29 protein-coding genes are annotated in these 26,995 nt (G+C 62.9%); 17 read left to right on the top strand and 12 right to left on the bottom strand.

The features are described 5' to 3' along the window. The first annotated feature begins 2 nt into the window (after nucleotides 1-2). From AB4Y77_RS20275 to AB4Y77_RS20255, 5 genes are all read left to right on the top strand, one after another. A complete protein-coding gene (locus AB4Y77_RS20275; protein ID WP_442015139.1) occupies nucleotides 3-1,319 on the top strand; it encodes an ABC transporter substrate-binding protein in 1,317 nt (438 codons plus the stop codon). 63 nt (nucleotides 1,320-1,382) lie between these two features. Further along, entirely contained in the window at nucleotides 1,383-2,480 is a 1,098-nt protein-coding gene (locus AB4Y77_RS20270) for a carbohydrate ABC transporter permease (RefSeq protein ID WP_442015138.1), read from the top strand. Continuing rightward, the gene (locus tag AB4Y77_RS20265) at nucleotides 2,477-3,379 is read left to right on the top strand and encodes a carbohydrate ABC transporter permease (protein WP_442015137.1); all 903 of its coding nucleotides are present in this window, start codon (nucleotides 2,477-2,479) and stop codon (nucleotides 3,377-3,379) included. Before AB4Y77_RS20270 ends, AB4Y77_RS20265 begins: the two co-directional genes overlap by 4 nt. Further along, nucleotides 3,379-4,836, top strand: coding sequence for a GH1 family beta-glucosidase (locus AB4Y77_RS20260; RefSeq protein WP_442015136.1), 1,458 nt, complete (start codon nucleotides 3,379-3,381; stop codon nucleotides 4,834-4,836). The genes AB4Y77_RS20265 and AB4Y77_RS20260 overlap by 1 nt, the downstream gene beginning before the upstream one ends. Nucleotides 4,837-4,881: 45 nt before the next feature. Next, a complete protein-coding gene (locus AB4Y77_RS20255) occupies nucleotides 4,882-5,901 on the top strand; it encodes a LacI family DNA-binding transcriptional regulator (RefSeq protein ID WP_442015135.1) in 1,020 nt (339 codons plus the stop codon). On the opposite strand, the gene AB4Y77_RS20250 is transcribed toward AB4Y77_RS20255, so the two are convergent. Next, nucleotides 5,898-6,113, bottom strand: coding sequence for a helix-turn-helix domain-containing protein (locus tag AB4Y77_RS20250; protein ID WP_311212593.1), 216 nt, complete (start codon nucleotides 6,111-6,113; stop codon nucleotides 5,898-5,900). The two genes, AB4Y77_RS20255 and AB4Y77_RS20250, sit on opposite strands and share 4 nt — an antisense overlap. Next, nucleotides 6,113-6,604 (bottom strand): DUF2975 domain-containing protein, encoded by a 492-nt coding sequence (locus tag AB4Y77_RS20245; protein WP_442015134.1) that lies wholly within the window; start codon nucleotides 6,602-6,604, stop codon nucleotides 6,113-6,115. The genes AB4Y77_RS20250 and AB4Y77_RS20245 overlap by 1 nt, the downstream gene beginning before the upstream one ends. A gap of 193 nt (nucleotides 6,605-6,797) precedes the next feature. On the opposite strand from AB4Y77_RS20245, the gene AB4Y77_RS20240 reads away from it, so the two are divergent. Beyond that, a complete protein-coding gene (locus AB4Y77_RS20240; RefSeq protein ID WP_442015133.1) occupies nucleotides 6,798-7,364 on the top strand; it encodes a type 1 glutamine amidotransferase domain-containing protein in 567 nt (188 codons plus the stop codon). A 101-nt stretch (nucleotides 7,365-7,465) separates the two neighbouring features. On the opposite strand, the gene AB4Y77_RS20235 is transcribed toward AB4Y77_RS20240, so the two are convergent. Next, nucleotides 7,466-7,714 carry a hypothetical protein gene (locus AB4Y77_RS20235; RefSeq protein WP_311212590.1) on the bottom strand — a complete coding sequence of 83 codons (249 nt, stop codon included), beginning with the start codon at nucleotides 7,712-7,714 and terminating at the stop codon, nucleotides 7,466-7,468. 208 nt (nucleotides 7,715-7,922) lie between these two features. Here AB4Y77_RS20235 and AB4Y77_RS20230 point away from each other — a divergent pair, with 208 nt between their 5' ends. From AB4Y77_RS20230 to AB4Y77_RS20220, 3 genes are all read left to right on the top strand, one after another. Further along, a complete protein-coding gene (locus AB4Y77_RS20230; protein WP_442015132.1) occupies nucleotides 7,923-8,366 on the top strand; it encodes a peptidase inhibitor family I36 protein in 444 nt (147 codons plus the stop codon). 255 nt (nucleotides 8,367-8,621) lie between these two features. Beyond that, complete coding sequence (locus AB4Y77_RS20225; protein ID WP_442015131.1) at nucleotides 8,622-8,948, top strand: hypothetical protein; 327 nt, start codon at nucleotides 8,622-8,624, stop codon at nucleotides 8,946-8,948. Between the two features lie 37 nt (nucleotides 8,949-8,985). Further along, a complete protein-coding gene (locus tag AB4Y77_RS20220) occupies nucleotides 8,986-9,537 on the top strand; it encodes a dihydrofolate reductase family protein (protein ID WP_442015130.1) in 552 nt (183 codons plus the stop codon). Nucleotides 9,538-9,752: 215 nt separating this feature from the next. On the opposite strand, the gene AB4Y77_RS20215 is transcribed toward AB4Y77_RS20220, so the two are convergent. Both AB4Y77_RS20215 and pip read right to left on the bottom strand, forming a co-directional pair. Next, nucleotides 9,753-10,196, bottom strand: a complete 444-nt coding sequence (locus AB4Y77_RS20215; RefSeq protein WP_442015129.1) for a hypothetical protein — start codon at nucleotides 10,194-10,196, stop codon at nucleotides 9,753-9,755. A gap of 43 nt (nucleotides 10,197-10,239) precedes the next feature. Further along, nucleotides 10,240-11,283 (bottom strand): prolyl aminopeptidase, encoded by a 1,044-nt coding sequence (gene pip / locus AB4Y77_RS20210; protein ID WP_442015128.1) that lies wholly within the window; start codon nucleotides 11,281-11,283, stop codon nucleotides 10,240-10,242. A gap of 145 nt (nucleotides 11,284-11,428) precedes the next feature. Between pip and AB4Y77_RS20205 the strand changes: the two genes are divergently transcribed. The 4 genes from AB4Y77_RS20205 (at nucleotide 11,429) to AB4Y77_RS20190 (ending at nucleotide 17,126) form a co-directional block, all read left to right on the top strand. After that, complete coding sequence (locus tag AB4Y77_RS20205) at nucleotides 11,429-12,772, top strand: purine-cytosine permease family protein (RefSeq protein WP_442015127.1); 1,344 nt, start codon at nucleotides 11,429-11,431, stop codon at nucleotides 12,770-12,772. Beyond that, on the top strand, nucleotides 12,769-14,325 hold the full coding sequence (locus AB4Y77_RS20200; protein WP_442015126.1) for a hydantoinase/oxoprolinase N-terminal domain-containing protein: 1,557 nt from the start codon (nucleotides 12,769-12,771) through the stop codon (nucleotides 14,323-14,325). The genes AB4Y77_RS20205 and AB4Y77_RS20200 overlap by 4 nt, the downstream gene beginning before the upstream one ends. 1 nt (nucleotide 14,326) lies before the next feature. After that, nucleotides 14,327-15,469, top strand: coding sequence for a DUF917 domain-containing protein (locus AB4Y77_RS20195; protein ID WP_442015125.1), 1,143 nt, complete (start codon nucleotides 14,327-14,329; stop codon nucleotides 15,467-15,469). 103 nt (nucleotides 15,470-15,572) lie between these two features. Next, on the top strand, nucleotides 15,573-17,126 hold the full coding sequence (locus tag AB4Y77_RS20190) for a PucR family transcriptional regulator (protein WP_442015124.1): 1,554 nt from the start codon (nucleotides 15,573-15,575) through the stop codon (nucleotides 17,124-17,126). A 16-nt stretch (nucleotides 17,127-17,142) separates the two neighbouring features. On the opposite strand, the gene AB4Y77_RS20185 is transcribed toward AB4Y77_RS20190, so the two are convergent. Then, complete coding sequence (locus AB4Y77_RS20185) at nucleotides 17,143-17,586, bottom strand: YdeI/OmpD-associated family protein (RefSeq protein WP_442015123.1); 444 nt, start codon at nucleotides 17,584-17,586, stop codon at nucleotides 17,143-17,145. A 90-nt stretch (nucleotides 17,587-17,676) separates the two neighbouring features. Here AB4Y77_RS20185 and AB4Y77_RS20180 point away from each other — a divergent pair, with 90 nt between their 5' ends. Further along, entirely contained in the window at nucleotides 17,677-17,907 is a 231-nt protein-coding gene (locus AB4Y77_RS20180; RefSeq protein ID WP_442015122.1) for a DUF2630 family protein, read from the top strand. Here the strand turns inward: AB4Y77_RS20180 and AB4Y77_RS20175 are convergent, their stop codons facing one another. After that, nucleotides 17,908-19,050, bottom strand: coding sequence for a glycerate kinase (locus tag AB4Y77_RS20175; RefSeq protein WP_311212575.1), 1,143 nt, complete (start codon nucleotides 19,048-19,050; stop codon nucleotides 17,908-17,910). It lies immediately after the preceding gene. A 59-nt stretch (nucleotides 19,051-19,109) separates the two neighbouring features. After that, nucleotides 19,110-20,081 (bottom strand): D-2-hydroxyacid dehydrogenase family protein, encoded by a 972-nt coding sequence (locus AB4Y77_RS20170; RefSeq protein ID WP_442015183.1) that lies wholly within the window; start codon nucleotides 20,079-20,081, stop codon nucleotides 19,110-19,112. Between the two features lie 65 nt (nucleotides 20,082-20,146). Between AB4Y77_RS20170 and AB4Y77_RS20165 the strand changes: the two genes are divergently transcribed. Then, a complete protein-coding gene (locus AB4Y77_RS20165; RefSeq protein WP_442015182.1) occupies nucleotides 20,147-21,964 on the top strand; it encodes a glycoside hydrolase family 2 protein in 1,818 nt (605 codons plus the stop codon). Nucleotides 21,965-22,046: 82 nt separating this feature from the next. On the opposite strand, the gene AB4Y77_RS20160 is transcribed toward AB4Y77_RS20165, so the two are convergent. Both AB4Y77_RS20160 and AB4Y77_RS20155 read right to left on the bottom strand, forming a co-directional pair. After that, entirely contained in the window at nucleotides 22,047-22,844 is a 798-nt protein-coding gene (locus tag AB4Y77_RS20160) for a glycerophosphodiester phosphodiesterase (RefSeq protein ID WP_311212574.1), read from the bottom strand. A 13-nt stretch (nucleotides 22,845-22,857) separates the two neighbouring features. Continuing rightward, entirely contained in the window at nucleotides 22,858-23,130 is a 273-nt protein-coding gene (locus AB4Y77_RS20155) for a hypothetical protein (protein WP_442015121.1), read from the bottom strand. A 139-nt stretch (nucleotides 23,131-23,269) separates the two neighbouring features. Here AB4Y77_RS20155 and AB4Y77_RS20150 point away from each other — a divergent pair, with 139 nt between their 5' ends. Next, nucleotides 23,270-24,136 carry an NAD-dependent epimerase/dehydratase family protein gene (locus AB4Y77_RS20150; RefSeq protein ID WP_442015120.1) on the top strand — a complete coding sequence of 289 codons (867 nt, stop codon included), beginning with the start codon at nucleotides 23,270-23,272 and terminating at the stop codon, nucleotides 24,134-24,136. A 28-nt stretch (nucleotides 24,137-24,164) separates the two neighbouring features. On the opposite strand, the gene AB4Y77_RS20145 is transcribed toward AB4Y77_RS20150, so the two are convergent. Both AB4Y77_RS20145 and AB4Y77_RS20140 read right to left on the bottom strand, forming a co-directional pair. Further along, nucleotides 24,165-24,983: an isocitrate lyase/PEP mutase family protein gene (locus AB4Y77_RS20145; protein ID WP_442015119.1), complete on the bottom strand. Its 819-nt coding sequence runs from the start codon at nucleotides 24,981-24,983 to the stop codon at nucleotides 24,165-24,167. Between the two features lie 68 nt (nucleotides 24,984-25,051). Further along, nucleotides 25,052-25,861, bottom strand: coding sequence for an HAD family hydrolase (locus AB4Y77_RS20140; RefSeq protein WP_442015118.1), 810 nt, complete (start codon nucleotides 25,859-25,861; stop codon nucleotides 25,052-25,054). Between the two features lie 71 nt (nucleotides 25,862-25,932). Here AB4Y77_RS20140 and AB4Y77_RS20135 point away from each other — a divergent pair, with 71 nt between their 5' ends. After that, the gene (locus tag AB4Y77_RS20135) at nucleotides 25,933-26,994 is read left to right on the top strand and encodes a glutathione S-transferase family protein (protein ID WP_442015117.1); all 1,062 of its coding nucleotides are present in this window, start codon (nucleotides 25,933-25,935) and stop codon (nucleotides 26,992-26,994) included. The last annotated feature ends 1 nt before the right edge of the window (nucleotide 26,995 follow it).

Below are 26,995 nucleotides of genomic sequence, written 5' to 3'. Positions count from 1 at the left end.
TCGTGGAGTTTTCGCGACTAAGGAAATTCACTGCCCTGGCGGGCGTAGCCTCTCTTGCCCTCGTGGCGGCAGGCTGCAGCGGCGGAGGCGACAAAGCGGCGAGCGGCGACAACCCCGTCACACTGACCGTGACAACGTTCGGTACCTTCGGATACGACAACCTGTATGCCGAATACGAGAAGCAGAACCCCGGCGTCACCATCGAGGCCACCAACATCGACCGTGGTTCCAACGCCAGGACCGATGCGTTCACCAAGCTGGCCGCCGGCTCCGGACTCAGCGATGTCACGGCAATCGAGGAAGGCTGGCTCGGCTCCATCATGGAGGTTTCGGACCAGTTCGTGGACCTCAAGGAGCACGGCGCCGACGACATCAAGGGCAACTGGGTGGACTGGAAGTTCAAGCAGGGTACCGACCCCAACGGCCGCGTGATCGGTTACGGAACGGACATCGGACCGCAGGCCCTGTGCTACAACGGCAAGCTCTTTGAAGCAGCAGGCCTGCCGAGCGACCGTGAGAAGGTCGCGGAATTGTTCGGCGGCAAGGACGCAAGCTGGGACACGTACTTCAAGCTGGGCCGCCAGTACAAAGAGGCTACGGGCAAGGCCTGGTATGACCAGTCCGGCTTCGTCTGGAACTCCATGGTCAACCAGATGGACGAGGGTTACTACACCAAGGACGGCAAGCTCAACGTCGAGGGCAATAAGGACATGCGGGCAAAGTTCGACATGCTCGCGGCCGGCACTGCCGATGGCCTGTCCTCCAACCAGACCCAGTTCGACTGGGGTAACGGCAAGGCATTCGTCGACGGCTCCTTCGCCACGCACGTTTGCCCGGCATGGATGCTCGGCACCATCAAGGGCCAGCTCGAGTCAGCAGGCGGCGGGGCAGCCAGCGGTTGGGACGTAGCCGATGTCTTCCCCGGCGGTGCTTCCAACTGGGGCGGCGCATTCCTTTCGGTTCCCAAGAGCTCCAAGCACCCCGCTGAAGCAGCCAAGCTGGCAGCATGGCTGACCGCACCTGAGCAGCAGATCAAGCAGTCCGCTGCAGCGAACAATTTCCCGAGCACCCTTGAAGCACAGGCAAAGATCGTGGAAGCAGCAAAGCCGAACGAACTGTTCAACAACGCTCCCTACGGCGCCATCTTTGAGTCCCGCGCTGAGGGTGTCATCGCCCAGTTCAAGGGTCCGGATGACTCCGTGATCCAGGAGAATGTGTTCGGCCCGGCCCTCAAGATGCTCGACTCGGGCAAGGGCACCGCAGATGAAGCCTGGAATGAAGCCGTCAAGCTCCTCAACGACCTCGTGGTCAACAACTAGCAGCACCCGGCCGTGGGGCCTCCGGGAAACCGGAGGCCCCCTCACAGAGTCTGAGACCCGACCATGACCACCACCTTGAACCGCCCGGCGGCCGGCAGAACGGCCGCCACCAAACCGAAACCGACGTTCCGCCAACGCCTCAACGTCTTCGACATGAAGGCGTCCCCGTACTTTTACATCGCCCCGTTCTTCATCCTGTTCGCCCTGGTGGGCCTCTTTCCCCTGGGCTACACCTTCTTCGTCTCCCTCTTCGACTGGCACCTGCTCAAAGGCCAGGGCGAGTTTGTTGGATTCCAGAACTTCGCTGAGGTTCTTCAGGACAGGTTCTTCTGGAACTCCCTGTTCAACACCGTCAGCATCTTCCTGATCTCCACCATCCCCCAGCTGATCATGGCCACCATCATCGCCGCGGTCCTGGATCAGAACCTCCGCGCCAAGACGTTCTGGCGCATGAGCATCCTGCTCCCCTACGTTGTCACTCCCGTGGCTGTCGCCATGATCTTCACCAACATGTTCGGCGAGCAGTACGGGCTCATCAACAACATCCTGTCGAGCTTCGGGATCGACCCGGTGATGTGGAAGAACGACACCCTTCCCAGCCACATCGCCATCGCCACCATGGTGAACTGGCGCTGGACCGGCTACAACGCGCTGATCCTCCTGGCCGCCATGCAGTCGGTGCCCCGCGATATCTACGAGTCCGCAGCAATCGACGGCGCCGGTTCCGTCCGCCGCTTCTTCAGCATCACACTGCCGAGCATCCGGCCCACCATGGTGTTCGTCATTGTCACTGCGACCATCGGCGGGCTGCAGATCTTCACCGAGCCCCGCCTCTTCGATCCCGTAGCAGCCGGCGGAACGGCACGACAGTTCCAGACCACCGTGCTGTACCTGTGGGAGATGGCCTTCCAGCGGCAGAACTTCGGCAAGGCCTCCACCATCGCCTGGCTCCTGTTCCTGATCATCCTGCTCTTCGGCATCGTGAACTGGCTGATCTCACGCCGCATCGCCACCAACGGCGACGATCGCGGCGCAGCCAGCCGCCGCCGTCGTCAGCGTTCTTCCGCTGCGACCACAAAAGCGGACGACGCCGGCCTCACCGCCCAGGCGGCAGCGGCACCGGGCGCGGCACCAGACTCAACCCCGAGGAGCGGGAAATGACCCTCACGCAAAACCGGCCACCAGCACCGGCCCCTCAGCGAGCCTCCCGATCCCTGGCCACTCGAAAAGCACTTTTCGGCAACGGCCGGCGACCCGGTTTCCTCACTTATGGGTTGCTGCTCGCCTTCTTCCTGGCCTCCGCCTACCCGCTGTGGTGGTCCGTGATCATCGGCAGCCGCTCCAACGAAGCTCTCGGCGAAACCTGGCCGCCGCTGTTCCCGGGCGGCAACTTCTGGACCAACGTCGGGGAGGTTTTCAACACCGTCCCGTTCTGGCTGGCACTCGGCAACAGCGTCCTGATCTCCGGCATCATCACCATTTCGGTGGTGGGCTTCTCCACCCTGGCCGGATACGCGTTCGCCAAGCTGCGCTTCCGCGGCCGCAACTGGCTGATGGTCGCGGTGATTGCCACCATGGCCATCCCCACGCAGCTCGGCATCATCCCGCTGTTCATGCTGATGCGAACGCTCGGCTGGACGGGTGAGATCGGCGCCGTCGTGATCCCTACGCTGGTAACAGCGTTCGGTGTCTTCTTCATGCGGCAGTATTTGGTGGACGTGATCCCGGACGAGCTCATCGAGTCCGCACGCATGGATGGCGCGTCCATGATCTCCACGTTCTGGCATGTGGCACTGCCGGCCGCGCGCCCGGCCATGGCAATCCTGGGCCTCTTCACGTTCATGACGGCATGGACTGATTTCCTGTGGCCCCTGCTGGTGCTCGACGCCGGCAACCCCACTTTGCAGACGGCGCTCAGCCAACTGCAGTCGGCCCGGTACGTGGACTACTCGATCGTCCTGGCCGGCGCCGTCATGGCAACACTTCCGCTGCTGGCACTTTTCGTCCTGGCGGGCCGTCAACTTATTTCCGGAATCATGCAAGGAGCAGTGAAGGGCTAATGCCATTCGAAGCAACAACCCACCCAGCGATCACCCCCTTTAACAGGGTGTGGCCCGAGGGCTTCCTGTGGGGCTCGGCTACCGCCGCAGCCCAGGTGGAAGGCGCCAGCCACGAGGGCGGCAAGGAAGACTCCGTGTGGGACGCGTTCGCCCGCGTTCCGGGTGCCATCGCCAACGGTGAGACGCTGAAGGACGCGGTGCAGCACTACCATCGCATGCCCCAGGACGTCAGGATCATGAAGGAGCTGGGCCTCGATTCCTACCGCTTCTCCACCAGCTGGTCACGCGTCCGGCCGGGCGGCCGTACAGCGAACGCCGAAGGCCTGGACTTCTACTCCCGCTTGGTCGATGAACTGCTCGACGCCGACATCCTCCCTTGGTTGACCCTTTACCATTGGGACCTGCCGCAGGCGCTGGAGGAGAAGGGCGGCTGGGCAAACCGCGACACCGCCTACCGCTTCGTCGACTACGCGAACGACGTCTATTCGGCCCTCGGTGACCGTGTTCAGCACTGGACCACGTTCAACGAACCGTTCTGCTCCTCGCTCCTTGGCTATGCGGCGGGCGTGCACGCTCCCGGCCGTCAGGAGCCGGAAGCAGCCGTCGCGGCGATCCACCACCAGCACCTCGCCCACGGCCTGGTGGTCAACGAGCTGCGGAGCCGCGGCGCCCAGCAGTTGGGGATCACGCTCAACCTCAGCAACTCCATCCCGCGGGATCCTTCCGATCCCGTGGACCTCGATGCCGCGCGCCGGTTCGATTCGCTGCAGAACAGGATCTTCCTGGATCCGATCCTCCGCGGCGCTTACCCCGAGGACACGCTCAGCGACCTTGAGCAGTTCGGCATCCGGGACGTCATCAAGCCCGGCGACCTCGAAGTCATCGGTGCTCCCATCGATTTCCTGGGCGTCAACCACTATCACGATGACCTCATCAGCGGTCACCCCACCGCGGAACACGGCGACGGCCACTCGGGCGGCGCAACCCGCCCGACGTCGTCGTGCTGGATCGGTTCGGAGGACATCGCGTTCCCGAGCCGAGGCCTGCCGCGAACAGCAATGAACTGGGAGGTCAACCCCGACGGACTGCGGAAGCTCCTGGTGCGCCTTGGCGAGGAATACCCCACGCTGCCGCCGCTGTACATCACGGAAAACGGCGCTGCCTACGACGACGTCGTCAGTCCAGACGGCGCAGTCCACGACGCCGAGCGAACCCAGTTTGTCCTCGACCACATCACCGCCGTCGGCGAGGCACTCGACCAAGGCGCCGATGTGCGCGGCTACTTTGTGTGGTCACTCCTGGACAACTTTGAATGGTCTTGGGGTTACGGCAAGCGCTTTGGGGTGGTTCGCGTGGATTACGACACCTATGAGCGGACCGTGAAGGACAGCGGACTGGCATATTCGCGGGTCATCGCCTCGGCCAAGGCATCAGCCGACGCCACTGTGAACGCCTAAAGTAGCCTTCAGAGGCATACTTTTCTTTACGTTCCGGAGATAACGATGACGCAGGACACCAGCGGCCCCCGGCCGGTACCCACCCTAGAGATGGTGGCTGCCTTGGCCGGGGTGTCGCGGGCCACCGTGTCCCGCGTGGTCAACGACAGCCCGAGCGTTGACCCTGAAATGGCGCAGTCCGTGCGGAAAGCCATCCTCGCACTGGACTACACGCCCAACCGCGCAGCCCGTTCGCTCGCCAAACGCCGGGCAAATGCGGTCACGCTGATCGTTCCGGAGTCGACGTCCAAGGTCTTCGCCGATCCCTTCTTCGCCTCGGTAGTGCAGGGCATTGCCCTGTATCTCACCGATACCGAGTACACGCTGAATATGGTGATCTCCTCGGAATCCAAGCCGGAGAAAACCCGCAGCTTCCTGCTCGGAGGCAACGTTGACGGAGTCCTGGTGGTGTCGCACCACAGTGGCGACAACTCGTGGACGCACCTTTCGGGGTCCCTACCGATGGTGTTCGCCGGACGCCCCTTGGTGGGCGGCAAAGAGAGCTATTACGTGGATGTCGCCAATGAGCAGGCGGCCTACGAAGTCACCATGTTATTGACCGGGAGCGGCCGGACAAACGTAGCCACCGTTGCGGGGCCTCAAGACATGCCACCGGGCCTCGACCGCTTGGCTGGGTGGAGGACTGCCATGCGGGAGGCGGGTCTTGGGGAAAGTTTGGTGGAGGAGGGCGACTTCACCTTGGCTTCCGGCGCCAAAGCAATGCACCGTTTGCTGGATCGCGGCGTGCCCATTGACGCCGTTTTCGCAGCGAACGACCAGATGGCCGCCGGCGCCTACACCGCCATCCAAGGGCGGGGTCTGCGCATTCCGGAAGACATCGCCGTCGTCGGTTTTGACGACGATTCCTTCGCTACGTCTGTCACGCCCGCCCTCACCACCGTGCATCACCCGATCGTTGAACTCGGCAAGAAAATGGCCGAGACCCTCGTTCACCTGATCGAGGGCAAGCCGGCGGAACGAGTCACCAGGATGCCAACGTCGATCGTGATACGCGATTCCGTCTAGGAGCGATCCTCGGATTGCCATCGCAGCAGATCCCCTGGTTGGCACTCCAACACCTCGCACAGGGCTTCGAGCGTAGTAAACCTGACGGCTTTCGCACGCCCGTTCTTGAGTACGGCCAGGTTCGCCGGGGTGATGCCGACCTTCTCGGCGAGCACTCCGACGGGCATTTTGCGCTTGGCCAGCATAACGTCGATGTCCACGATGATCGGCATCAGATGACCTCGTCCAGCTCGGCCCTCAGACCAGCGGCTTCGACGTCCCGCGCCACGGCCTGGGCGAGCAGGGTTCGCATGACCAGCACAACCAGCGCCACTCCCCCGATCATCAACGCAGCACCACAAATCAGCAAAACGATGCCAGGGGCTGTCTCGCCGGGCGCCAGGATCACTGCGATGGCAAACATCAGTACCGCCGCAAAAGCGATGGCTCCGAAGATGACGTCCACAAATCGGAAAGCCCGGTGGGAGAACACCGTCCCGCGGCGGACCATGGTCAGCAAACGCCACACGCAGACCGCAACCACCTGGACACACAGAATTCCCAAGACCACGATGGCCAGCAGCGCAATCCGCGGCCCATCCGGGGCGCCTGCCTCCATCAGGTCGGTTGAAAGCAGTGGCACCATCCGCACCTGCACGAACAATGAACCCGCCAGCACCAGGGCAATCACAACCCGCAAGGCGAGGATCGTCAGCTTTCCCATCGAGAACTCCTTTATCGAACAACAACCTGATTCTATCGATATTCGATAGTTGGGCAACTGCAGTTACGGTTTTCCCTGATAGTCAGCTTGCTTACTAAAAGCACTTTCCCTAGGCTTGAACAGGTCAGACAAACAACTCTCACAGCGGCGGACCACGCTCAAAAGCACTCCGCCGCGCAATGGAGGAGGAACAATGTCAGAACACAACATCGCAGGCAAGAAGGTCGCATTCCTGTTGACGGACGGCGTGGAGCAGGTGGAACTCACCAGCCCATGGCAGGCGGTCAAGGACGCGGGTGGCGAGCCAACCCTTGTGGCTCTGTCCAAGGAAAAGCTCCAAGGCTTCAATGGTGTGGAGAAGGGTGACACCTTCAACGTCGACCTCGCCGTGGCCGACGCGGACGCCTCCGACTTCGACGCCCTTGTCCTTCCCGGCGGCGTCGTGAACGCAGACCATCTCCGTGTAGACAAAGACGCACAGAACTTCACGCGGGCGTTCTTTGAGCAGCACAAGCCGGTGGCTTCAATCTGCCACGGACCGTGGATCCTCATCGATGCCGGCGTTATCAAGGGCCGCAACGTCACCTCCTACCACACCCTCCAGACGGACCTGAGGAATGCGGGCGCCAACTGGACCGACGAGGAAGTGGTGTGCGACCAAGGCCTGGTCACCAGCCGCACCCCGGACGACCTCCCCGCCTTCAACGCCAAGGTGGTCGAGGAGATCTCCGAGGGCCAGCACGCCGGCCAGACCGCCTAGCGGTCACCGACCCACATACGGCAAGTGCCGCCGTCGTACTTTCACAAGAAGTACGACGGCGGCACTTGGCGTTTCGCTGACCTCACCTATTGGCAGCGGGACTATCCACGCACAGTGACGGAGAACTTCCACACGACTTTCCCGGTGTCGGTCATGATGAAGCACTGACTCGCACGGGTCCAGGAAGAGTTCATCGTGAGGCGCTTCGTGTTGCATGAGGACTGTGTACTGAAGTCCGTCGGGTACAGGTAGGTGTAACCCGCAGCCTGTGCGGGCGCCGCAACCGCGAGGCCTCCGGCGGCAAGTGCGATCGCTGCAACAACACGGGCAATGGTCTTCTGATGCTTCATGGTCTCTCCCCATATAGGCCTGAATGAATATGGGCAAACTATCAGTGCAAACCAGGGGACAAAATGGGCAGGAGTGCCCATGATGGCGATGCGTCGGGCTGTGGGTAGTTCACCCCATCGCGAACACCTCAGCCGTGCGCGAGGATACGCAAACACGCTTCGGTGAAACCGGACGGCCACCTACACCCCCGATAAAGGAGTAAGAACCATGAAACTCGCCTCAAAGATCGCAAGCGCCGGCGCTCTGCTGGGACTCGCTGCAACGTCACTGCTAGCGGGAGCGCCTGCGGCTAATGCCTCGGGTACGGGCAAAGCCTGCCCGGTAAACCGTGTGTGCCTGTACTTCAACAGCAACTTTGAAGGGGCACGGGCTGACTTCGCATACAGTGATGCCGGCCTGGGCAACGAGCTCTTCACCGACGGCCCAGCTGGCGCGAACGGCTGGGGAGTCCAAGTCAACAACAACGCGGCATCACTCATCAACAACACCCCAAGCGGAGCCAACATCTATGACGGACCCAACTGCACTGGTGAGGCATGGGCTACCTACGGTGGAGAACGCGTCAACTTGGCTTCAATGGGCATGAAGAACCGGGTTAGCTCAATTCAGATAGAAGGCGCATGCATCAACCGGGATCAATCCTGGGCATAGCAGGCCGACGAAAAGATCAAGGACGTGCTCAAGAGGGAGCACCCCAATTTGATGGCCGGGGCGTGGCGGGCTGTCGGAACTGAGCCCACCACGAAGGAGAGTCCACTCATGGGCATGTTGTGAGGCCTTTGGACACTCCCTCAGACGCCTTCGAGTACTCTTCAGCCGCAGCTGCCATGCCAGTCATCGCCGTCGTAATGTTGCGCAGGTCACACATCGCACATACGCTGGGGGCGCTGCAGCGTGGCAGCAAGGATGAAAGGCAGTGAATTGGCCAGCGAGAAGCTCTCAGTTGTTGTTCGCGTCGACGTGGACGGCGAACAAATTCAGATCGCAGCAATCGGTCGCGTGACCGCTCTGAGCCTTCAGGGTCTCTATCCCGTGGTCCAACGCACCAAGGGTCTTGGCGGCGGTCTCGGAATTGAGATGGACCTGTCCCAAGCGACCATTGATGAGGATGCGCTGAAACAACTGCAGGTCTACGCCGAACTCCACGAAGTGCCCGTGCGCCTCAGCCCGGACCACAACAATGTGACCGCCCTTCCGTCCCGAGGCCTCCAAACCACCAGCCGCGCCGCCTAACATCGTCGTCATAGCCACCGCCTACCAGGAGAAACAATTGCGCAAAGTCACCGCTGGCCTGTTCCACTCCGTAGACGGCGTAGTTCAGGATCCGTTCAAGTTCCAGTTCGACAGCTTCGACGACGAGCTGGGCACGGGACTCACAAAGATGATCAATTCCGTGGACACCGTCGTCCTGGGGCGGGTCAGTTACCAGGAATGGGCCGGATATTGGCCCAACGCCCCGCGGGACGAGGACTTTGCCGCCTTCATCAATCCCGTGGAAAAGTTCGTGGCATCGCGCACCCTCACAGAGCCTCTTGAATGGGAGAACTCGCACCTGATCGAGGGCGATGTGGAGAAGTTCGTCACCGAGCTGAAGTCGCGTGACGGCGGCGAGATTGCCGTCTGCGGCAGCATCTCCCTGGTCCGCCAGCTGTTTTTCGCGGGCATTCTGGACGAACTGACCCTCATGACGCATCCTGTGGTGGCCGGCAGCGGGCGGCGGCTCTTTGAGGACGGCGACCCACTCCACCGGCTCGTGTTGGAGGACCAGTACGCCACCAGCAAGGGCAACGTGATCAGCACGTACAGCCTCCGTAAAGACTAATACGCACGACGACGGCACTCGCCTAAGGCGGCGGCCACATGCCAACAGCCGCCTCCCAGCAGGTTCGGCCACAGGAGGCAGCTGTTGATTATCGGGCAAACGTTCTGGCAAAACGTCAGTGGCTGCCGGTCACTTCCTGCCAAGGAAGCCGGTGCCCGAGATAGCGCACGTCCACGCCGAGGGTAAGGGTCCTTCGTTAGCATCCTCGAACCGGGCTACTGACGGCTACCCAGCTCCAGCAGATTCACGTCGACGTTTCCCGTGCCAGGCTTCGGGGATCCCCGTTCTTTGCGTAATTGCCTCGCCCGATATTCGTCCCTGGACAGGCTGAACCCGTACCAAGCCAGGAAGCCCGCAATGCCCATGGGCCACAGGGCACCCCATGAGGGCCCGCCTCCTTGGAAAGCAGGCATGATGAACAGCACCACCGTGGCAAGGAACCCCACCGCCCCAAAAGCAGCCAACACTGCCATGCCCCACCACGTACTGACCTGCGCCTGCCCCCGTCCCGGCGTAAACCCGATCTCGGCTGCGGGATAGCTGTGCAGCTCACCCGTGCTGGTCCGGCGAAGGACACGCTTCTCGCCCCGTGCAGCAGCTTCCTTATGTTCCGCATACACAGCATCGTCGCGCCGCTCACGTTCCCGGTCGTAGACCACGGTCAGTCCCCCTCACATCAATTCGTCAAGCCATTCCTGATCATCACACGAACCTGGCTGCGATTTCTTCCACGGCCTGCGTGAGCGCCGCCATACTGGCTGGGCCTCCGTGGCCCTCATCCTCGATGACCAGCAGCTGACTCGTCCGCCATCGCTGGTGCAGTTGCCACGCAGTAGCAACGGGGCCGCTGATGTCCCGCCTGCCATGAATCAGATAGCCGGGAATTCCGTCGAGCTGATGGATGCGGGGGATGATCTCGTTCTCCTGCGTGAGGAAACCGTCGTTGGCCCAATAGTGCGCCACTAACAGGGCGAAAGTCATCCGCTGCCGATCGTCGTCGAACATCTGCCCCGGGGTCCAGTTGGGGTCCAAGGATATGTGCGTGGATTCCCACCGGTCCCAAGCCAGGGCGGCCCGGCGCGCGTCCTCCCGGTCATCCCCAGCCAACCGCCGGGCGTAGGCCTCCACAAGGCGCTCTCCTGACATTTCACTGGAGTCGCGCTGGAACCGACTCCATTCCTCCGGGAAGACGCGGCCAACGTCCTCCGTGATCCACTGGATCTCGGCGCGACTGCTGGTGGTTACGGCCACGAGAGCAATGCCCAATACTCGGCTTGGGTGCTGCAGTGCATAGGCGATCGCAAGAGTGCTGCCCCATGAAACTCCAGTGACGATCCACCGCTCAATCCCTAACTCAGTGCGGACCGCCTCAATGTCTTCAATCAAGGTCCGCGTGGTGTTGACCGATAGATGTGCGAGGTCATCTTGAGCAGTAGGCGTGCTCTTCCCGCACCCGCGTTGATCCAGGCCTATGGTCCTGAAGCGGCTGGGGTCGTGCCGCTTTCGGTAGCCTCCCAACCCCAGCGAGCCGCCCGGCCCACCATGGAGGTAGAGGACGGGCACGCCATGGGGATTACCCGTCGATTCCCAGTAGATCCGTGCATGAGGAACGTTGACCCAGCCCGATGACTGTTCCCCGCTGCCATCCGTCACTGTGAAGACACCGGCACGTCGTGCGTTCGCGTTCCGCAACCCTGCATTGAGTCCTCCAAGGGGTCGGCAGCGCAGCCCATAGTGGAAGGGCATCGACTCATCGTAGTCCAGCCGTGAAACAAGAGACTGCCCTCATGCGATGTGCACAGTTGACCGCATCGGGCACTGCACATTGCCCAATGACCTTGGCACGACGCGCAGATACTGTGAAGTGAATCACTCGAAAGGAATGCATGTCATGTCCACCTCCGACACAGGGCACGATGACTACCCCATCACCAGGGTTCCCGCAACGAAGCGGAAGCACTGGTTCGGCATCGCGGTCCAACGCTTCGGTCAGACTTCTGACCTGAGCCAGTTTCTTCTCGGGGCAACGTTTGGCTTTGGAATGACCTTCTGGGATGCCTTCTGGGCGTTCACGGTGGGCGCATTAATCGTCGAAGCCCTCATGATCTTCGTCGGCATCGCCGGCATGCGCCAAGGCCTCACAACATCCATGCTTGCCCGCTGGACGGGCTTTGGCCGCGGGGGTGCTTCGGTTCTCGGACTGGCCATCTGCATCAGCCTAATCGGATGGTTCGGTATCCAGTCAGGGATTTCCGGCGCGGGGCTGAACCAGATTGTCCCCGAGATTCCCACCTGGGCTTGGTCGCTGGTCTTTGGCCTGGTGGTCACACTGATTGTGGTCCGCGGCTTTGAATCAATGCAGTGGTTGGCCAACATCACTGTGCCGCTGTTCATGATCCTGATCGCCTGGGCAGCCTGGGCCGAGCTCAGCAATCACTCCATCAGCCAGCTCATGAACGATGCCCCTCCCGGGCCGCAACTGGATTTCGTCACCGCCACCACCATCGTTGCTGGAAGCGCTGTTCTCGGGGCAGTCATTACGCCCGACATGACCCGCTACAACAGGAGCGCCAGCGACGTCGTCAAGCAGACCGTCGTCGGGATGACGCTCGGCAACTACAGCATCGGCATGATCGGCGTCCTGCTGGCCCACGCCGTGAAAACGGCAGACGTCACCCAAATCATCTTCTCCTCCGTGGGCTGGGTGGGCATCCTGATCATCGTCCTGGGAACATCCAAGATCAATGACTGGAATCTCTACAGTGCCGGCCTCGGCGTCGTGTCCTTCTTCAACAGCGCCATGAACAAACGCCTGAACCGGGGACACGTGACGTTGCTGCTGGGCGTCGTCGGAACGGTGCTGGCAGCCGCAGGCATCCTGGACAAGTTCATCGACATCCTCATGGTCCTGGGCGTCGTGTTCCCACCTGTAGCCGGCATCATCATGGCCGAATACTTCGTAGTCAAGAAGTGGCGGCCACTCCTGGAAGCAAGCCGCGACTCCGGGCTCCCACCAGCTGAGTCACCCAACTGGATCCCCGCCACGTTCGTCATCTGGGCGATCTCCGCAACGCTGGGCTACTTCGTCACCTTCGGGCTTCCGGCCTTCACCTCGCTGGCCGCCGCCTTCATCCTCTACATCGTCGCCGGCAAGCTGAATCTCCTGCGGTCCTACGGCGACAACCAACCAAGCACCCCAAACACCACAAAGGAAGAACCGGTAACCGCACCATGAGCAGCCTGAGAATCGGCATTGACGTCGGCGGCACCAACACGGACGCTGTACTGCTGGACGGCACGCAGGTGCTCGCCTCTACTAAAGTCCCCACCACCAAGGACGTCACCAGCGGCATCACGCAGGTGCTCACCGCGCTGAAGGAACTGAATGGCTTCAGCCCGGACCACATCCGAGGCGTGATGATCGGAACCACGCACTTCATCAACGCCCTTATTGAAGCGCGGGACCTCTGCCCCACAGCTGCGATCCGGCTGGGTCTTCCGGCCACCGCTTCCCTGCCACCATTCACTGACTGGCCCGATACTCTCATCAACGCCGTCAGTGGCCGAGCGTATATGGCCCCCGGCGGTCACGAGTTCGACGGCCGTGCCATCAGCCCCTTCGACCCCGACGAAATAAGGCGCCACGCTGCCGACATCGCAGCCCACGGCATCCGTTCCGTGGCGGTCTCCAGCGTCTTCTCGCCCGTCAACGATGAATTCGAGCAGCGCACCCTGGCCATCCTGCACGAAGAGCTCGGCCCGGAATTCCCCGTCTCCCTCTCGCACGAAATCGGCCGGGTGGGCCTCCTGGAGCGCGAAAACGCCACTATCGTCAACGCTTCCCTCGCCGAGATGGCCAACCGGATTGTTGATGGCCTCGCAAAAGCCGTGCTGGAGCAGGGCATCACGGCTCCGCTCTACGTCAGCCAGAACGACGGCACGCTCATGGACATCGAGTACACCCGTCGTTACCCGGTTGCCACCTTCGCCTCAGGACCCACCAACTCCATGCGCGGAGCAGCGGCACTGTCCGGGTTCGCCGACTGCCTGATTGTGGACATCGGCGGCACCACTACAGACGTCGGCGTCCTGGTGAACGGGTTCCCCCGCGAGTCCAGCACCCACGTTCGGCTGGCCGGGCTCCGCACCAACTTCCGCATGCCGGACGTGCTATCGGCAGGACTGGGAGGAGGTTCCCGGGTCAGGACCGACCAAGGAACCGTGGGCCCGGACTCGGTAGGCTACCGCCTCACCGACGAGTCGCTTGTCTTTGGCGGTTCCGTCCTGACGGCAACTGACATCGCCGTCCGCAGCGGAAGGGCCGACGTCGGAGACGCATCTTTGGTGAGCCATATCAGTGACACTGTGGTCAGGTCAGCCCTGGAACAGATCGACCGCACCATCGCCGATATCGCGGACCGGATCCGGACCTCGTCGGCAGCCTTGCCGGTTGTCGCCGTCGGGGGTGGATCCATCCTGCTGGCAGACAAACTGGATGGTCTGGGCACCATCCACCGCCCCGGGAATTTCGACGTCGCCAACGCGTACGGGGCCGCAATCGCCCAGATCAGTGGCGAGGTGGACCGCGTGTCCTCCATCGCGGACGGCGATCAAAAGCGCGCCATGGAATCCGCCCGGCAGGAAGCCGTTGACCGCGCCGTAGCCGCCGGCGCCAACCCGGACACTGTGACGATTGTTGAGCAGGAAGCCATACCCATTCCTTACCTGCCGGGAAACGCCATGCGCGTCCGGGTCAAAGCAGCCGGCAACCTCACGTTAGGAAAGTGACATGACCCTTGAAGTGACGCAGGGCCGCAAGCTCAAGAAGATCACCGTGGAGGACATCGATTCCCTGGCGCGCGGGGCGGCCATCCTGGGAACAGGCGGAGGCGGCGATCCCTATATCGGAGCCCTCCTCGCGAAACAGGCCATCCACGAGTTTGGTCCCGTTGAACTCGTCTCACTCGAAGACCTTCCCGATGATGCCTTCATCGTTCCCATTGCGGCGATCGGCGCCCCCACGGTGTCCGTTGAGAAGCTCGACACCGTGGAGAACCTGCACCTGACCATCCAGAAGTTGGCGGCGTCCTTGAACAGGACCGCGACCCACACCGCCTGCCTGGAGATCGGGGGATCCAACTCGATGCTGCCGATCGTAGCGGCCGCGCAGTTGGGGATTCCGCTGATCGACGGCGACCTGATCGGACGGGCGTTCCCGGAAATACAAATGGGAATGGCGCCGCTGTACGGAATCCATGCCACTCCCATGGCCCTGGCTGACGAAAAAGGCAACACTCTTGTCATCGAAGCCATTGACTCGTTCTGGGCCGAGCGCTTTGCCCGCCAGGCCTCCATCGAAATGGGGTGCAACGCCTTCAACAGCACCTATGCCATGACCGGCGCCCAAGCCCGCGAGAGCTTCGTAGCCGGCTCCATGTCGTTCGCCATCACCATCGGCGATGCCGTTGCAGAGGCACAGCACAACAACCTGAACCCCTGCGACGTGTTGGCGGAAACTCTCGGGGGCCGGGTGATCCACCTCGGAAAAGTTGCCGACTTGCAGCGCCAGACAACGGGGGGCTTCGCCAAGGGCCAGGCCTTGATCGAGGGCATGGCCGCCGACACTGGCTCCGTTCTTTCACTGCACTTCCAGAACGAACATTTGCTGGCCACCAAGGACGGAACCGTGGTGACCACTACCCCGGACCTGATCATTGTGGTGGACGCAGAATCCGCAGAACCGGTCACCACCGAAAACCTGCGATACGGGCAACGCGTCTGCATCCTGACCGCGCCCAGTGATCCCCGCTGGCACACCACGGAGGGCCTCGAACTGGCCGGACCGGGGTACTTCGGGTACGGCGTCCCTTCCCACAGGTGGGACGGAACGCCGGAAGAGCACACCGAGTCGATCGAGCGCTACCGCGCCTGACCGCCGTCGAACATGGCCTTGCTGCCGCGCCTCCAACGTCTGTTGGCGGCGCGGCGGTGGCATCATTGGGAGCATAGCCGTCGAGGAGAACCGGAGCAGCAGAATGATTCCCCCGATCCCGCTGTGGTCTGTCACGAACCACTCAACGGCGGGCGTGATGGAGAGTGTCGGGGAGCCGCGCAGCGCAACGGTTTCGTCGCTGGTTGCCTTGTCCGGATCCCTCGCCGAGGTCAATCGCCAGGTCCGCGAACAACGGACCCTCGACGGCGACCCCCTCACTCTCCACAACTGCATTTTGATCCCCCTCGAGCCGTTGCCGTCGCGCGTATCGTGGGACGTGGAGGCGCTGTTGGCGCTGTCTTCAGCGGCCGGCGTCGTGGCCCTTGCGGTAAAACTACAGAACGACGACGGCGCGTTGCCGCCCAACGTGAGAAGGCTCGCCGAACGCTTGGGGCTGCTGGTACTGGCCGTCCATAACACCTGGCAATTCGGCGTTGCGGCGCAAGAGTTGATGTCCGGCGCCGCGCATCTTCAGGGGCAGCTGATCTCCCGCGTGGCGGCCGAGTGCCGAACGCCCTACGGCACCCTCGCCCATCTGCTCCAGCGGCTGGGAGCCGCGATCGGGCATGAAGTGACGCTCGTGGATCCGTCCGGGAAACTGATCTCCGCTGACCCTTTAGGCCCTGGGTCTGTACCGGAGACGGATGGCCCACAAAGCGCAGCGACGGAAATCCTTGCGCCGGTCCATCGGGAACAAGAGAACAGTCCGCGGCTCCGGGTTGTCCCCGGCCCCACGTTGGATCAAGAGCGGTCCGCGATCCGCGCAGCCTTGGAAGTCGCGGCCATAGCGGTATCCGAGCTCCTGTCCCGGCAACGGCTGGAGCGGGAGCGCGACGCGCGGCACCGCATCGCCCTGCTGGGTCAGCTCATCGACAACGCTGGAGATGTCACCCCGTCCTTCAGGGCGCGGGCGCTGGAACTGGGATGGACCTTGGACGGATTCCACATTGCGTTCCGCGTCATCACGCGCGAATCCGTGGATCTTGTGGCGCGGAAACCGGACCTGGACCGGGCCCTGATGCGCGAGAAGATCGAGGCTTCAACGGTTGAACAGTCAGACGGCTGGTCCGGCTGGCTAAGCTTCCCCTCCAAGCCCGGGCCGGCGGAAGTCAGCCGCGTCAGCAGTGCGCTTCGTCGGGCTCAACGGGAGCTCGCAGCTACGGTAGCCACCCAATTCGGAGTGGGACGCCTGCAAGCGCAACCCGAAGGGATCGTCAGCTCGCTGGAGGAAGCCAACGACGCCGCCCGCATCGCGGGTGCCAGGGAAAACTCCGGATACTTTGTGCACGTGGACAGGCTGGATATGGCCCAGCTACTGCTGATTTGGACTAGAACGGACACCTTCCGCCCAGCAGCACGGGAACTCCTTGCCCCGCTTCTCAAAGCCGGCCCCGAGCTCCTGCAGACACTCACCACTTTCCTGGACTGCGAATCCTCGTTGACCGAGACGGCAGCTATCCTCAACGTCCACCGCAACACCGTGAGCGACCGCATCAAGCGAATACAATCACTCATTGCCATCAACCTGGAGGACCCGGAAGCGCGGTTGGCTCTGCAGCTGGCTTGTCGAAGCGTGCTGACGGAAAAACCGGAGTAGGGCTTCCGGCAGGAGGCTACTTCTTCCCCGCCTTCAGGTCCGCCACCACCTTGGCGATCCGCCGCACACGGGTTTCCTCGGTCTTGGCATCACCGATCGGCTCAACATAGCGTCGCTGGCTGCTGTAATTCAGGGTCCCGTAGAAGGCCTTTGCCTCAGGTTCGGCATCCAGCGCGGCGGCCAAATCCTCGGGCACCTCGATCACGCGCGGCTGGGTGTCCACTGCAAGGCCAACCTCAACTGTGTCTCCAGCCGAAGCGCCCGTGAGCTCCCGGTTGGCCGAGCTGACGCCCACCATGTACTTCCCGCCCATCACCGCGATGCTGCTGCGGTAGCTCTGCCCGTTGATGGTCACCACCACAGGGGGCCGTTTGCCGGCTCCAAACCCTTCAACGATCTCGTCGGGAACTTCGATGCCGGCCTTGTTGCCATCGCCAACGATGGTGGTTGTGAATTTCATGTCCCAAGTATGCCGTTGGCCATTGGTAGACGCACCGCACCTACAGGACTACTTTCGAAATAACCGCAATCCTCACCAAAGGAGACACCCGTGGACAACCAAGATCTCTTGGAACGCATCCAGTCGCTGGTCGAAGAGGAGCATCGCTTGCGCGACTCCGAAGGGTCGGAAAACGACGCCGCCCGCCTCGCCCAACTGGAGGCGCAACTGGACCAATGCTGGGACTTGCTGCGCCAACGCCGCGCCAAGAAGGATGCAGGCGGGAACCCCGACGACGCCGAACCGCGGCCCGTCAGCGAAGTCGAGGGCTACCGGCAGTAATCAGGCTCCCTCGAGCACCTGGCTGGTAGCCCACGCGAGGTATTTGGCGGCATTGGCCACGGCGTCGGCGACGTCAGGAACGCCATCTTTGCGCTGCGCTACGTCCAGCAACTGGGCCGCGGCCACAATGCCGTGCTTCGCGAGGTCTTCTGGCGTTACCGTAATTCGCCCTGCGACGGCGATAACGGGAATTCCGTGCATGCTCGCGGCATCAGCCAGCGCGATCGGCGCCTTGCCTGTGAGCGACTGCTCGTCCATGGAACCTTCGCCGGTGATCACCAGGTCGGCCTCGCCCAGATGCTGCGCGAGGCCTGTGAGACCGGCGACCAGCGCGAAGCCGCCTTCCAGCGCAGCATCGGTGAAAGCCAGGAACGACGCCGGGAACCCGCCCGCCGCTCCAGCTCCCGGAACGTTCACGTCGCGGCCCGTAGCTTCCCGAAGGAGCGACGCCCAGTTGCGGAGACCGGCGTCGAGCCTTTCAACAGCGTCCTCATCCGCGCCCTTCTGCGGACCGAAAACATGGGCGGCACCCTCCGGCCCATAGAGCGGGTTTTGGACGTCGACGGCGATGCGGAACTTCACGGCGGACAGCCGCGGATCCAGCTCGGAGACGTCGACGGCGACGACGTCGGCCAAGGAACCTCCGCCGAGCGGCACTACGTTCCCGGCCGCATCAAGGGGCTTGAGCCCCAGGGCACGCAAGGCGCCACTGCCGGCGTCGGACATTGCCGAGCCGCCCAGGCCAAGCACGATCTCGGTGGCTCCGGCGTCGAGGGCGGCGGCGATCAGCTGGCCGCAGCCGTAGCTGTGGGCGCGCAGCGAATTCTCAGGTGTCGGCTCCATGTGCGCCAGGCCGGAAGCCATCGCGGTTTCGATGACCGCGCTGGCTCCACCAAAAGCATCTTTGCGAATCGCCCAGGAGGCTCCGACAGGCTTGAGGATCGGGCCAACGACGGCGTTGTTCCGTTCCTCGTACCCAGCGGCGATCGCGGCATCCAGTGTGCCTTCGCCGCCATCGGCCACCGGGAACTGGGTGGTGACGGCATCGGGGTAGACACGGAGGGCGCCTTCGGCCATGGCTGACGCGGCTTCGGCGGCGGTCAGTGATCCCTTGAACTTGTCCGGGGCGATGAGGATACGCATGGCTCCATCTTGCCAGCTTCGCTCGGAAAGCGCTTGCCCGAGCGTAACGTAGCGGCTGATTAGCCCGTGATCACCCGGACAGGAGCCCCATCCAGCCACCCCTTGACGTCCTCGAAAGCCCCGCCATAGAACTGCCGGTAACTCTCGTGGGTCACGTAGCCGACATGCGGTGAGAGCACGGTCCGCGAAGAGTGCAGCAGCGCATGCCCGGACGGAAGGGGTTCTTCGTCGAACACATCCAGCGCAGCACCCCGGATCCACCCCTCCTCCAGCGCCTGGATCAGTGCAGCTTCATCCACCAGCGGTCCCCGCGCGGTATTGATCAGCACGCCTTCCGGTCCCAGTAGACGCAACTCCTTTGGACCGACGATCCCCTCTGTCCGCTCAGACAAGCGGAGATGCAGCGTCACGATGTCGGACTCCCTGAACAACTCTTCTTTGCTGACTTTCCGGGCACCGGCATCCTGCGCAGCCTCGGCCGTGAGGTTCTGGCTCCAAGCCAGGACGTCCATCCCAAACGCTTTGGCGTAGCCTGCCATTCGCTTGCCGATCTTGCCCAGGCCAACGATTCCCAGCGTCTTGCCTTCGAGTTCAAACCCGACGCCGGTCTGCCAGTCGCCAGCGCGCAAGGAGGTCTCCTCCACGGTCAGATTCCGGGCAAAGGCCATGAGCAAGGCCCACGTCAGCTCGGGCGCGGCGGCCGGTGAGCCACCTGTCCCACACACCACGATGCCCCGCTCTGCAGCCGCTTCCAAGTCAATGGCTGCGTTCGCCATTCCAGTGGTCACCAGCAGCTTCAGATTGGGCAGGGATTCCAAAACGTCCTGGGGGAAGCGAGTGCGTTCGCGCATCGCCACAATGATGTCGAACGGCGCCAAGGCGGCCACGGCCTGCTCTTCCGACACGAAAGGTGCGCTGAAGACGCTCACTTTCACGCCGTCGTCGAGCAATGAGTCCCACGGGGCGTAATCGCCGGAGACCTGCTGGTAATCGTCCAGGATGGCTAAACGGAATCGGGTCACGTCACCCATCCTCGCGCGGCGGCCGGTGGTACTCAACCCCATCTCGCGTTAGGTTTTTGAGTGTGACCCAAAATGTGACCTCCGCCATGCCCAAGCCCGAGCACCCCCGCCCGCAACTGGTTCGCAAGAAGTGGATGAACCTCAACGGACCCTGGGGTTTTGAGATCGACGCCGGTGACTCCGGTTTGGAGCGCGGGCTCACCACCCGCGAGCTCAACAGCGAGATCCTGGTTCCGTTCGCACCGGAATCTGCGCTTTCGGGGATTGAACACGTGGACTTCATGGAAGCCGTTTGGTATCGGCGAACCGTGACCATCCCGCAGGAATGGGCCGGACAGAATGTGCTGCTGCACTTCGGCGCCGTGGACCATGACGCCACCGTATGGGTCAACGGGGTTGAAGTTGCCCGGCATCGAGGCGGCTTCACACCCTTCACCGCAGATCTCGGGGGTGTCACGGAGCCCGGTTCGGACGCGGTGATCGTTGTGCGCGCCAGGGATTCACGGCACGAAATGCAGGCCCGCGGCAAGCAGGCAACGTGGTACAACAACACCCACTGCCAGTACACGCGAACCACTGGCATCTGGCAGACCGTGTGGATGGAAGCCGTGCCCGAGGTGCACATCAAACGCCTCCGGATGACCCCAAATCTCGCGGACTCCAGCATCACTCTGGAGGTACCCGTCAGCCAGAACCGGAGCGGGCATGTGGTTGCTGCGGTGCTGACTGACAAATCGGGCCTGAGGATTGAGGCTTCGGCCAAAGCTGATCTGGACCTCACTCCCTCCCTTCGATTCGAAATTCCCGCCGGATCCCTGCGCCCCTGGTCCATCGAGGATCCGTTCCTTTATGACCTCGTAGTGAGCGTCCGCGACGCTTCCGGAGCCGTCGTCGATGAAGTCAGCAGCTACGCGGCCATCCGCTCAATTGCCCTGGACGGAAAGGTGGTCCGTCTCAATGGCAAGCCCGTATTCCAGCGGCTGGTCCTGGACCAGGGCTATTGGCCCGATTCCCTCATGACGTCACCGGACGAGGAAGCGCTGATCAAGGACATCGAACTTTCCATGGCCGCAGGATTTAACGGCGCCCGCCTGCACCAAAAGGTCTTTGAGGAGCGTTTCCTCTACCACGCCGACCGGCTCGGGTACCTGGTGTGGGGCGAGTTCGGCGACTGGGGCGTCTCGGGCGGCGGCACCATAGGACACAACCAGCAGCCCACGGCGAGTTTCGTTGCCCAGTGGCTGGAAGTCTTGAAAAGGGACTACAACCACCCGTCCATCATCGGCTGGTGCCCCCTTAATGAGACGCACCAGGTTCTCCACGATCGCCTCACAGTTCTGGATGACGTCACAGAGGCCATGTTCCAGGCCACCAAACTGGCTGATCCGACACGTCCGGTCATCGACGCCTCCGGTTACGCGCACCGGATCCGCGATACGGACATCTACGATTCCCACTCCTATGAGCAGGACCCGGACCGCTTCCGCATCGAGCAGCAGGGCCTGGCAGAGGGGAAGCCCTACATCAACCGCAAGGGCGACGGCGAGGAATACTCGGTGCCGTACGCCGGCCAGCCCTACTTCGTCTCGGAATTCGGCGGAATCTGGTGGAACGAGGTGGAGGCCCGCCAGGCTGTGGAGGGAAGCGACGTCGCCACATCATGGGGCTACGGCCAGCGGGTCGGTTCAGAGGAAGAGTTCTACACCCGGTTCGACGGACTCTGCTCCGTGCTGCTGGAGAACCCGGACATGTTCGGGTACTGCTACACCCAACTGACGGACGTCTTCCAGGAGAAAAACGGCATCTTCACCTTCGACCGCAGCAACAAATTCGACCTGGCGAGAATCCGCGCAAGCCAAATCCGGCCGGCGGCGATCGAAACCCAGGACTAACCCCGCCGAGGTGCCATTTAATGACAATGTGAGGGCCTGGGATTGTCATTAAGTGTCATCTCGCGGGGCTGTGCTGCGGGGGTTAAACCCACTCGCCCCTGCGCACCAGGACTTCCTTCAGCAGATCCAGGCGGTCCGAGACCAATCCGTCAACGCCCAGATCCAGCAGACGCTCCATCTCCAAGGGATCGTTGATGGTCCACACATGCACCTGCCTGCCAAGCCGATGCGCGCGACGAATGAATCCCGGCGTCACCACCGGCAACCGCCCATAGCGGACAGGAACCTGGAAGACGTCGACGCCGGAGAGCAGCTTGCGCGCCAAAGGGGCCGGCAGCACGGGGCCTAGAAGGACGAAAAGCGCTGTCAGGGAGCTGCCTGCCGAGGATGCCACCCGCCGTGACAGCTTGGCAAGGACTGCGCGGCGTCGCTTATCCGAGAAGCTGGTGACCAAAACGCGGTCGTGGATGCGGTGCTTCTCAATGGCCGCAGCCATCGAGTCCACGGAGTTCCAGTCTTTGACGTCCAGGTTGAGCCGGGCTCCGGGCAACGACGTGACCAGCTCGTCAAAAGTTGGCACCGGTTCCACGCCACCGATCCTCGCCGGAGCAACTTCCGCCGCCGTCAGCTCGGACACTTTCCCCACGGAATCAGTCACCCTGTCCAAGGACGAGTCATGGAAAACCAGCAGCACCCCGTCCGATGTGGTGTGGACGTCCGTCTCGAGGTGCACTGTACCCAGCTCCACCGCAGCCCTGAACGCTGCCATGGAATTCTCCAGGCCGTCCAAGGAGAATCCCCGGTGGGCGAAGGCCAGAGGGCCCACTGAACCATCCTTGCGGAGGAAATAGGGCAGCGTCACACCCGTAGCGTAGCCCATCGCCAAGGTGCGCCTAGGACTCCTGCGGGACTGCCGCCGTCGTCCTTTGTGGAACGATCGCCACGCCGTCGCTGACGTGCACCAGCGTCCGGCCGCGACCGTCGTCGAGCTCTACCCACACCGCGGTGGCATCGCCGGTGACTGCGTCCACCACCCCGGACGATTCGTAGCCCGGCGTCAGGGTGACGCTGACCCGATCGCCCTGGCGCAGCGACCGCCAGTGATGGTCCGGTTCGATCCGCCGCAACGGCGCAGTATTGACGTTGTTGATCCGACGCTTGGCCATGATTCCCCCTACACATTCAACGAGACGATTTTGACCGTGCGAACGGGTCCTTGGCTGGAAGCCTACGGAGCCAAGTTGAACGCCGGTTGTATGGAAGCTGGGAACTGGGTGACACCGCGGGACTGGCAAACTAAAGGGCATGACTGTGTTGATTGCCGGATGCGGCGACCTTGGGACCGAAGCCGGACTCCGCTTCGCCGCTGCGGGCCATGACGTGTTGGGCTTGCGCCGGTCCCCCGAGAAGTTGCCTGCCGAAATCCGCGGCCTGTACGCGGACCTCTCCACTGAGCTGCCGGACCTGCCGTCGGACGTGGAGATCGTGGTGGTGGCCGTTGCGGCCGACTCCTCCACTGAAGAGGCCTACCGCGCTGCATACGTGAGCGGAGTCAGGAGCGTCCTGGACGCGTTGGAGCGGCAGTCCATTCAACCGCGGCGCGTTCTGTTCGTCTCCTCCACGGCGGTGTACAAAGACTCCGGCGGGGCTGTGGTGGACGAGTCGACCCCCACGGAGCCCACGCGGTTCAGCGGCAAAGTCCTGGTGGAGGCCGAAGAGCTGCTGTTCGCCCGGACACTCGGGACCAACACCCAGCCCATCTCGCTCAGACTAGGCGGCATTTACGGGCCTGGTCGCACGCGATTGATCGATCAAGTCCGTAGCGGCAAGGCCGTCATTCCGGCGCAGCCACGGCACACCAACCGCGTCCACAGGGACGACGCCGCGGCCATGATTGTCCACCTCACCACCATGAGCCAGGACCCGGACAGGGTGTACGTCGGTGTTGATGACTACGCGGCGGAGATGGGCGACGTCATGCGGTTCCTCGCCTCTGAGATGGAAGGCCCGGAACCCACGACGGCGGCACCCGGCGACGCCTCCGACGCCGGCCCGGGCGACAAGCGCTGCAGCAACGCACGGCTCAGGGCGACCGGTTTTGATCTCACCTATCCGACGTTCGAAGAGGGCTACCGCGCGCTGCTGGCCGGCGAGGGCGTAAGGCACCCGTGAAGCCGCACGCCTCCCACCAGCCCGGGAACTAGTTGGAGCCGGCGAACAGCCCGTTCAGGGAGCCGTAGTCGATGGCTTCGTTCACGGCGGTATAGGTGCCAGCGGTGTTGAGCTCTGCCGCGGCGCGCTGGGCTACGGCATAGGCGGCTTGGGCGACGCTGGATCCGAGGCTGACCCTGGAGACGCCAAGCCTTCCGAGTTCGGTGACACTCAGCGAGCCTGCCCCCACCATCACGTTGACGGGGACAGAGATCCCAGCGGTCAACGCGGCAATCGTATCTGCATCCGATGCTCCCGGAACAAAGATGCCGTCGGCGCCTGCTTCCACATACTTTTCGGCTCTGGCCAGGGCCTCGGCAATTTGCTGCTGGACGGTGCCGCCCCCGGCAAGGAACACGTCGGTGCGTGCATTGATGAACAAGTCCTTGCCCGCGTGCTGTGCGGCATCCCGTGCGGCTGAGATCCTTGCGCAGAATTCGTCCGGATCCCGCGAGCCATCTTCCAGGTTGATCCCCACGGCGCCGGCCGCAAGAATATCGGCGACCGTCCCGGCGATTCCTTCCAGCGTTTCCGAATAGCCGCCCTCTATGTCAGCCGTCACGGGCACGTTGACCGCCCTAACGATGCTGGCGATAACGGCCACAGCACGCTCCCTGTCCAGTCGGTCGCCGTCGGGCATACCCAAGGACCAAGCAACTCCGGCGCTGGTGGTAGCTACAGCGGGCGCGCCCGCTGCCTCCGTAATGACGGCGCTGGCGACGTCCCAGGCGTTGCTGAGTGCCAAGGGCTTTTGGCTGGTGTGGAGAGACCTGAAATGGGCTGCTGTTCGGTTCTGTTCCGTATTCATGGGTTCATTCCACCAGCGATTGCGGTGGATGTCTGGCAGGAATCGGACATCACCAGCGCAGGACCAAACTAGACCCGCTGCTCCGTCAACTTCGCCTCGAGGATCTGGGCCACGCCGTCGTCGTCGAAGTGCGGCGCCTGCTGGCCGGCCGCCAGGATGGCTTCCGGGTGACCACTGGCCATCGCGTAACCGTGGCCGGCCCAGCGAAGCATCTCGATGTCATTGGGCATGTCCCCGAACGCCACTACATCAGCGGCTTCGATACCCAAGGACTCGGCGTACTTGGCCAGCGTGACGGCCTTGTTGATTCCGGGGACGGACATTTCCAGCATCGCCGTCCGGGGTGCCGAGTGCGTGGTGCTCACCAAGTGCGCGACGGCCGGCTGAACTTCGGCCAGGAATTCGTCCGGCGTACCTTTGCGGGTGATCGCCAGGAACTTCACGACGGCGTCATCCGCCGTGAGCGTCTCAGCCAGCGGTTGCGGGGTGAATTCGGCTAGAAGCTCGCTGGTTTCGTTCTCGATGAAGCCCGGCTCAAGCTGGAAACCCGTGAGGGTCTCAACGGCGAAGAGGGCATCGGGCCGGAGCGACTTGATGATACGGCGGGCCTCGAACACAGATCCCGCGTCCAAGGCACTTGAGGACAGTGCTTTCTCGGTTTCGAGGTCCCACACCACGGCGCCGTTGGAACAGATGACGATTCCGCTGTGTCCCAACTGCTCCTGCAGCGGGTACAACCAGCGCGGCGGGCGACCCGTGACGAAGACGAGTTCCACCCCTGCGTCGCGGCATGCCTGGAATGCCTTGATGGTCCGGTCACTGATTTTGCCGTCGTGACCGAGGATGGTGCCGTCAATATCGCTTGCTACGAGCCGCATCATGCCAGTCTACGTGGGCACAACGGCCCACAAGGTCGCGGGGTTCAGGGAACCCGGCTTAGGCTGAAGTCATGAGTGAGAAGACCAGAGAAGTCGACGAACACAGCACCCGCGGGGCCTATGTCACTGGCAGTGAGTTCACCCGGGACACGAATTACATCGAGGACCGCATCACCCGGGACGGCACTCCCGGAGCGGACGGCGAGCCCGGCTGGCCCGTGGAGCCGGGACGCTACCGGTTGATTGCTGCGCGGGCTTGTCCGTGGGCCAACCGCGCCGTCATTGTGCGCAGGCTGCTGGGACTTGAGGACGTCATCAGCCTTGGCCAGCCCGGCCCCACGCACGACGCCCGGTCCTGGACCTTCGATCTGGATCCGGACGGCAAGGACCCGGTACTCGGCATCGAACGCCTGCAGGAGGCATTCTTCCGACGCTTCCCGGACTACCCCCGCGGCATCACAGTTCCGGCTCTGGTGGACGTCCCCAGCGGGCAAGTGGTGACCAACAACTTCCCCCAGATCACCCTGGACTTCTCCACGGAGTGGACGGAGTTCCATCGTCCGGGCGCGCCGCAGCTGTATCCGGAGCACCTGCGCGAGGAAATCGACACCGTCAACAAGAGAGTCTTCACCGAGGTCAACAACGGCGTCTACAGGTGCGGCTTCGCCGGGTCCCAGGAAGCCTACGATTCCGCCTATGCCCGTCTGTGGAACGCGTTGGACTGGCTGGAGGAACGGTTGACCGGCCAACGGTACCTCGTGGGCGATTCCATCACCGAAGCCGACGTCCGGCTCTTCACCACTCTGGCACGCTTCGACGCCGTCTATCACGGACACTTCAAGTGCAACCGCAACAAGCTCAGCGAAATACCGGCGCTTTGGGGCTACGCCCGGGACTTGTTCCAGACGCCGGGCTTCGGAGACACCACCGACTTCGTGCAAATCAAACAGCACTACTACATAGTGCACGAGGACATCAATCCCACGCAGATCGTTCCTGCGGGACCAGATCTGTCCGGCTGGCTGAGTCCCCACGGACGGGAATCCCTGGGCGGAAGTCCGTTCGGGGAGGGCACCCCGCCAGGACCGGTGAAGGCCGGCGAGGAAGTGGCCGCCGGTCACGGGGCCGGTTAGA

Origin of the sequence: Paenarthrobacter sp. YAF11_1 (genome assembly GCF_052113445.1) — a bacterium.
In the GTDB taxonomy this organism is placed as follows: Bacteria; Actinomycetota; Actinomycetes; order Actinomycetales; family Micrococcaceae; genus Arthrobacter.
This window is presented reverse-complemented; position numbering and strand designations above follow the sequence as displayed.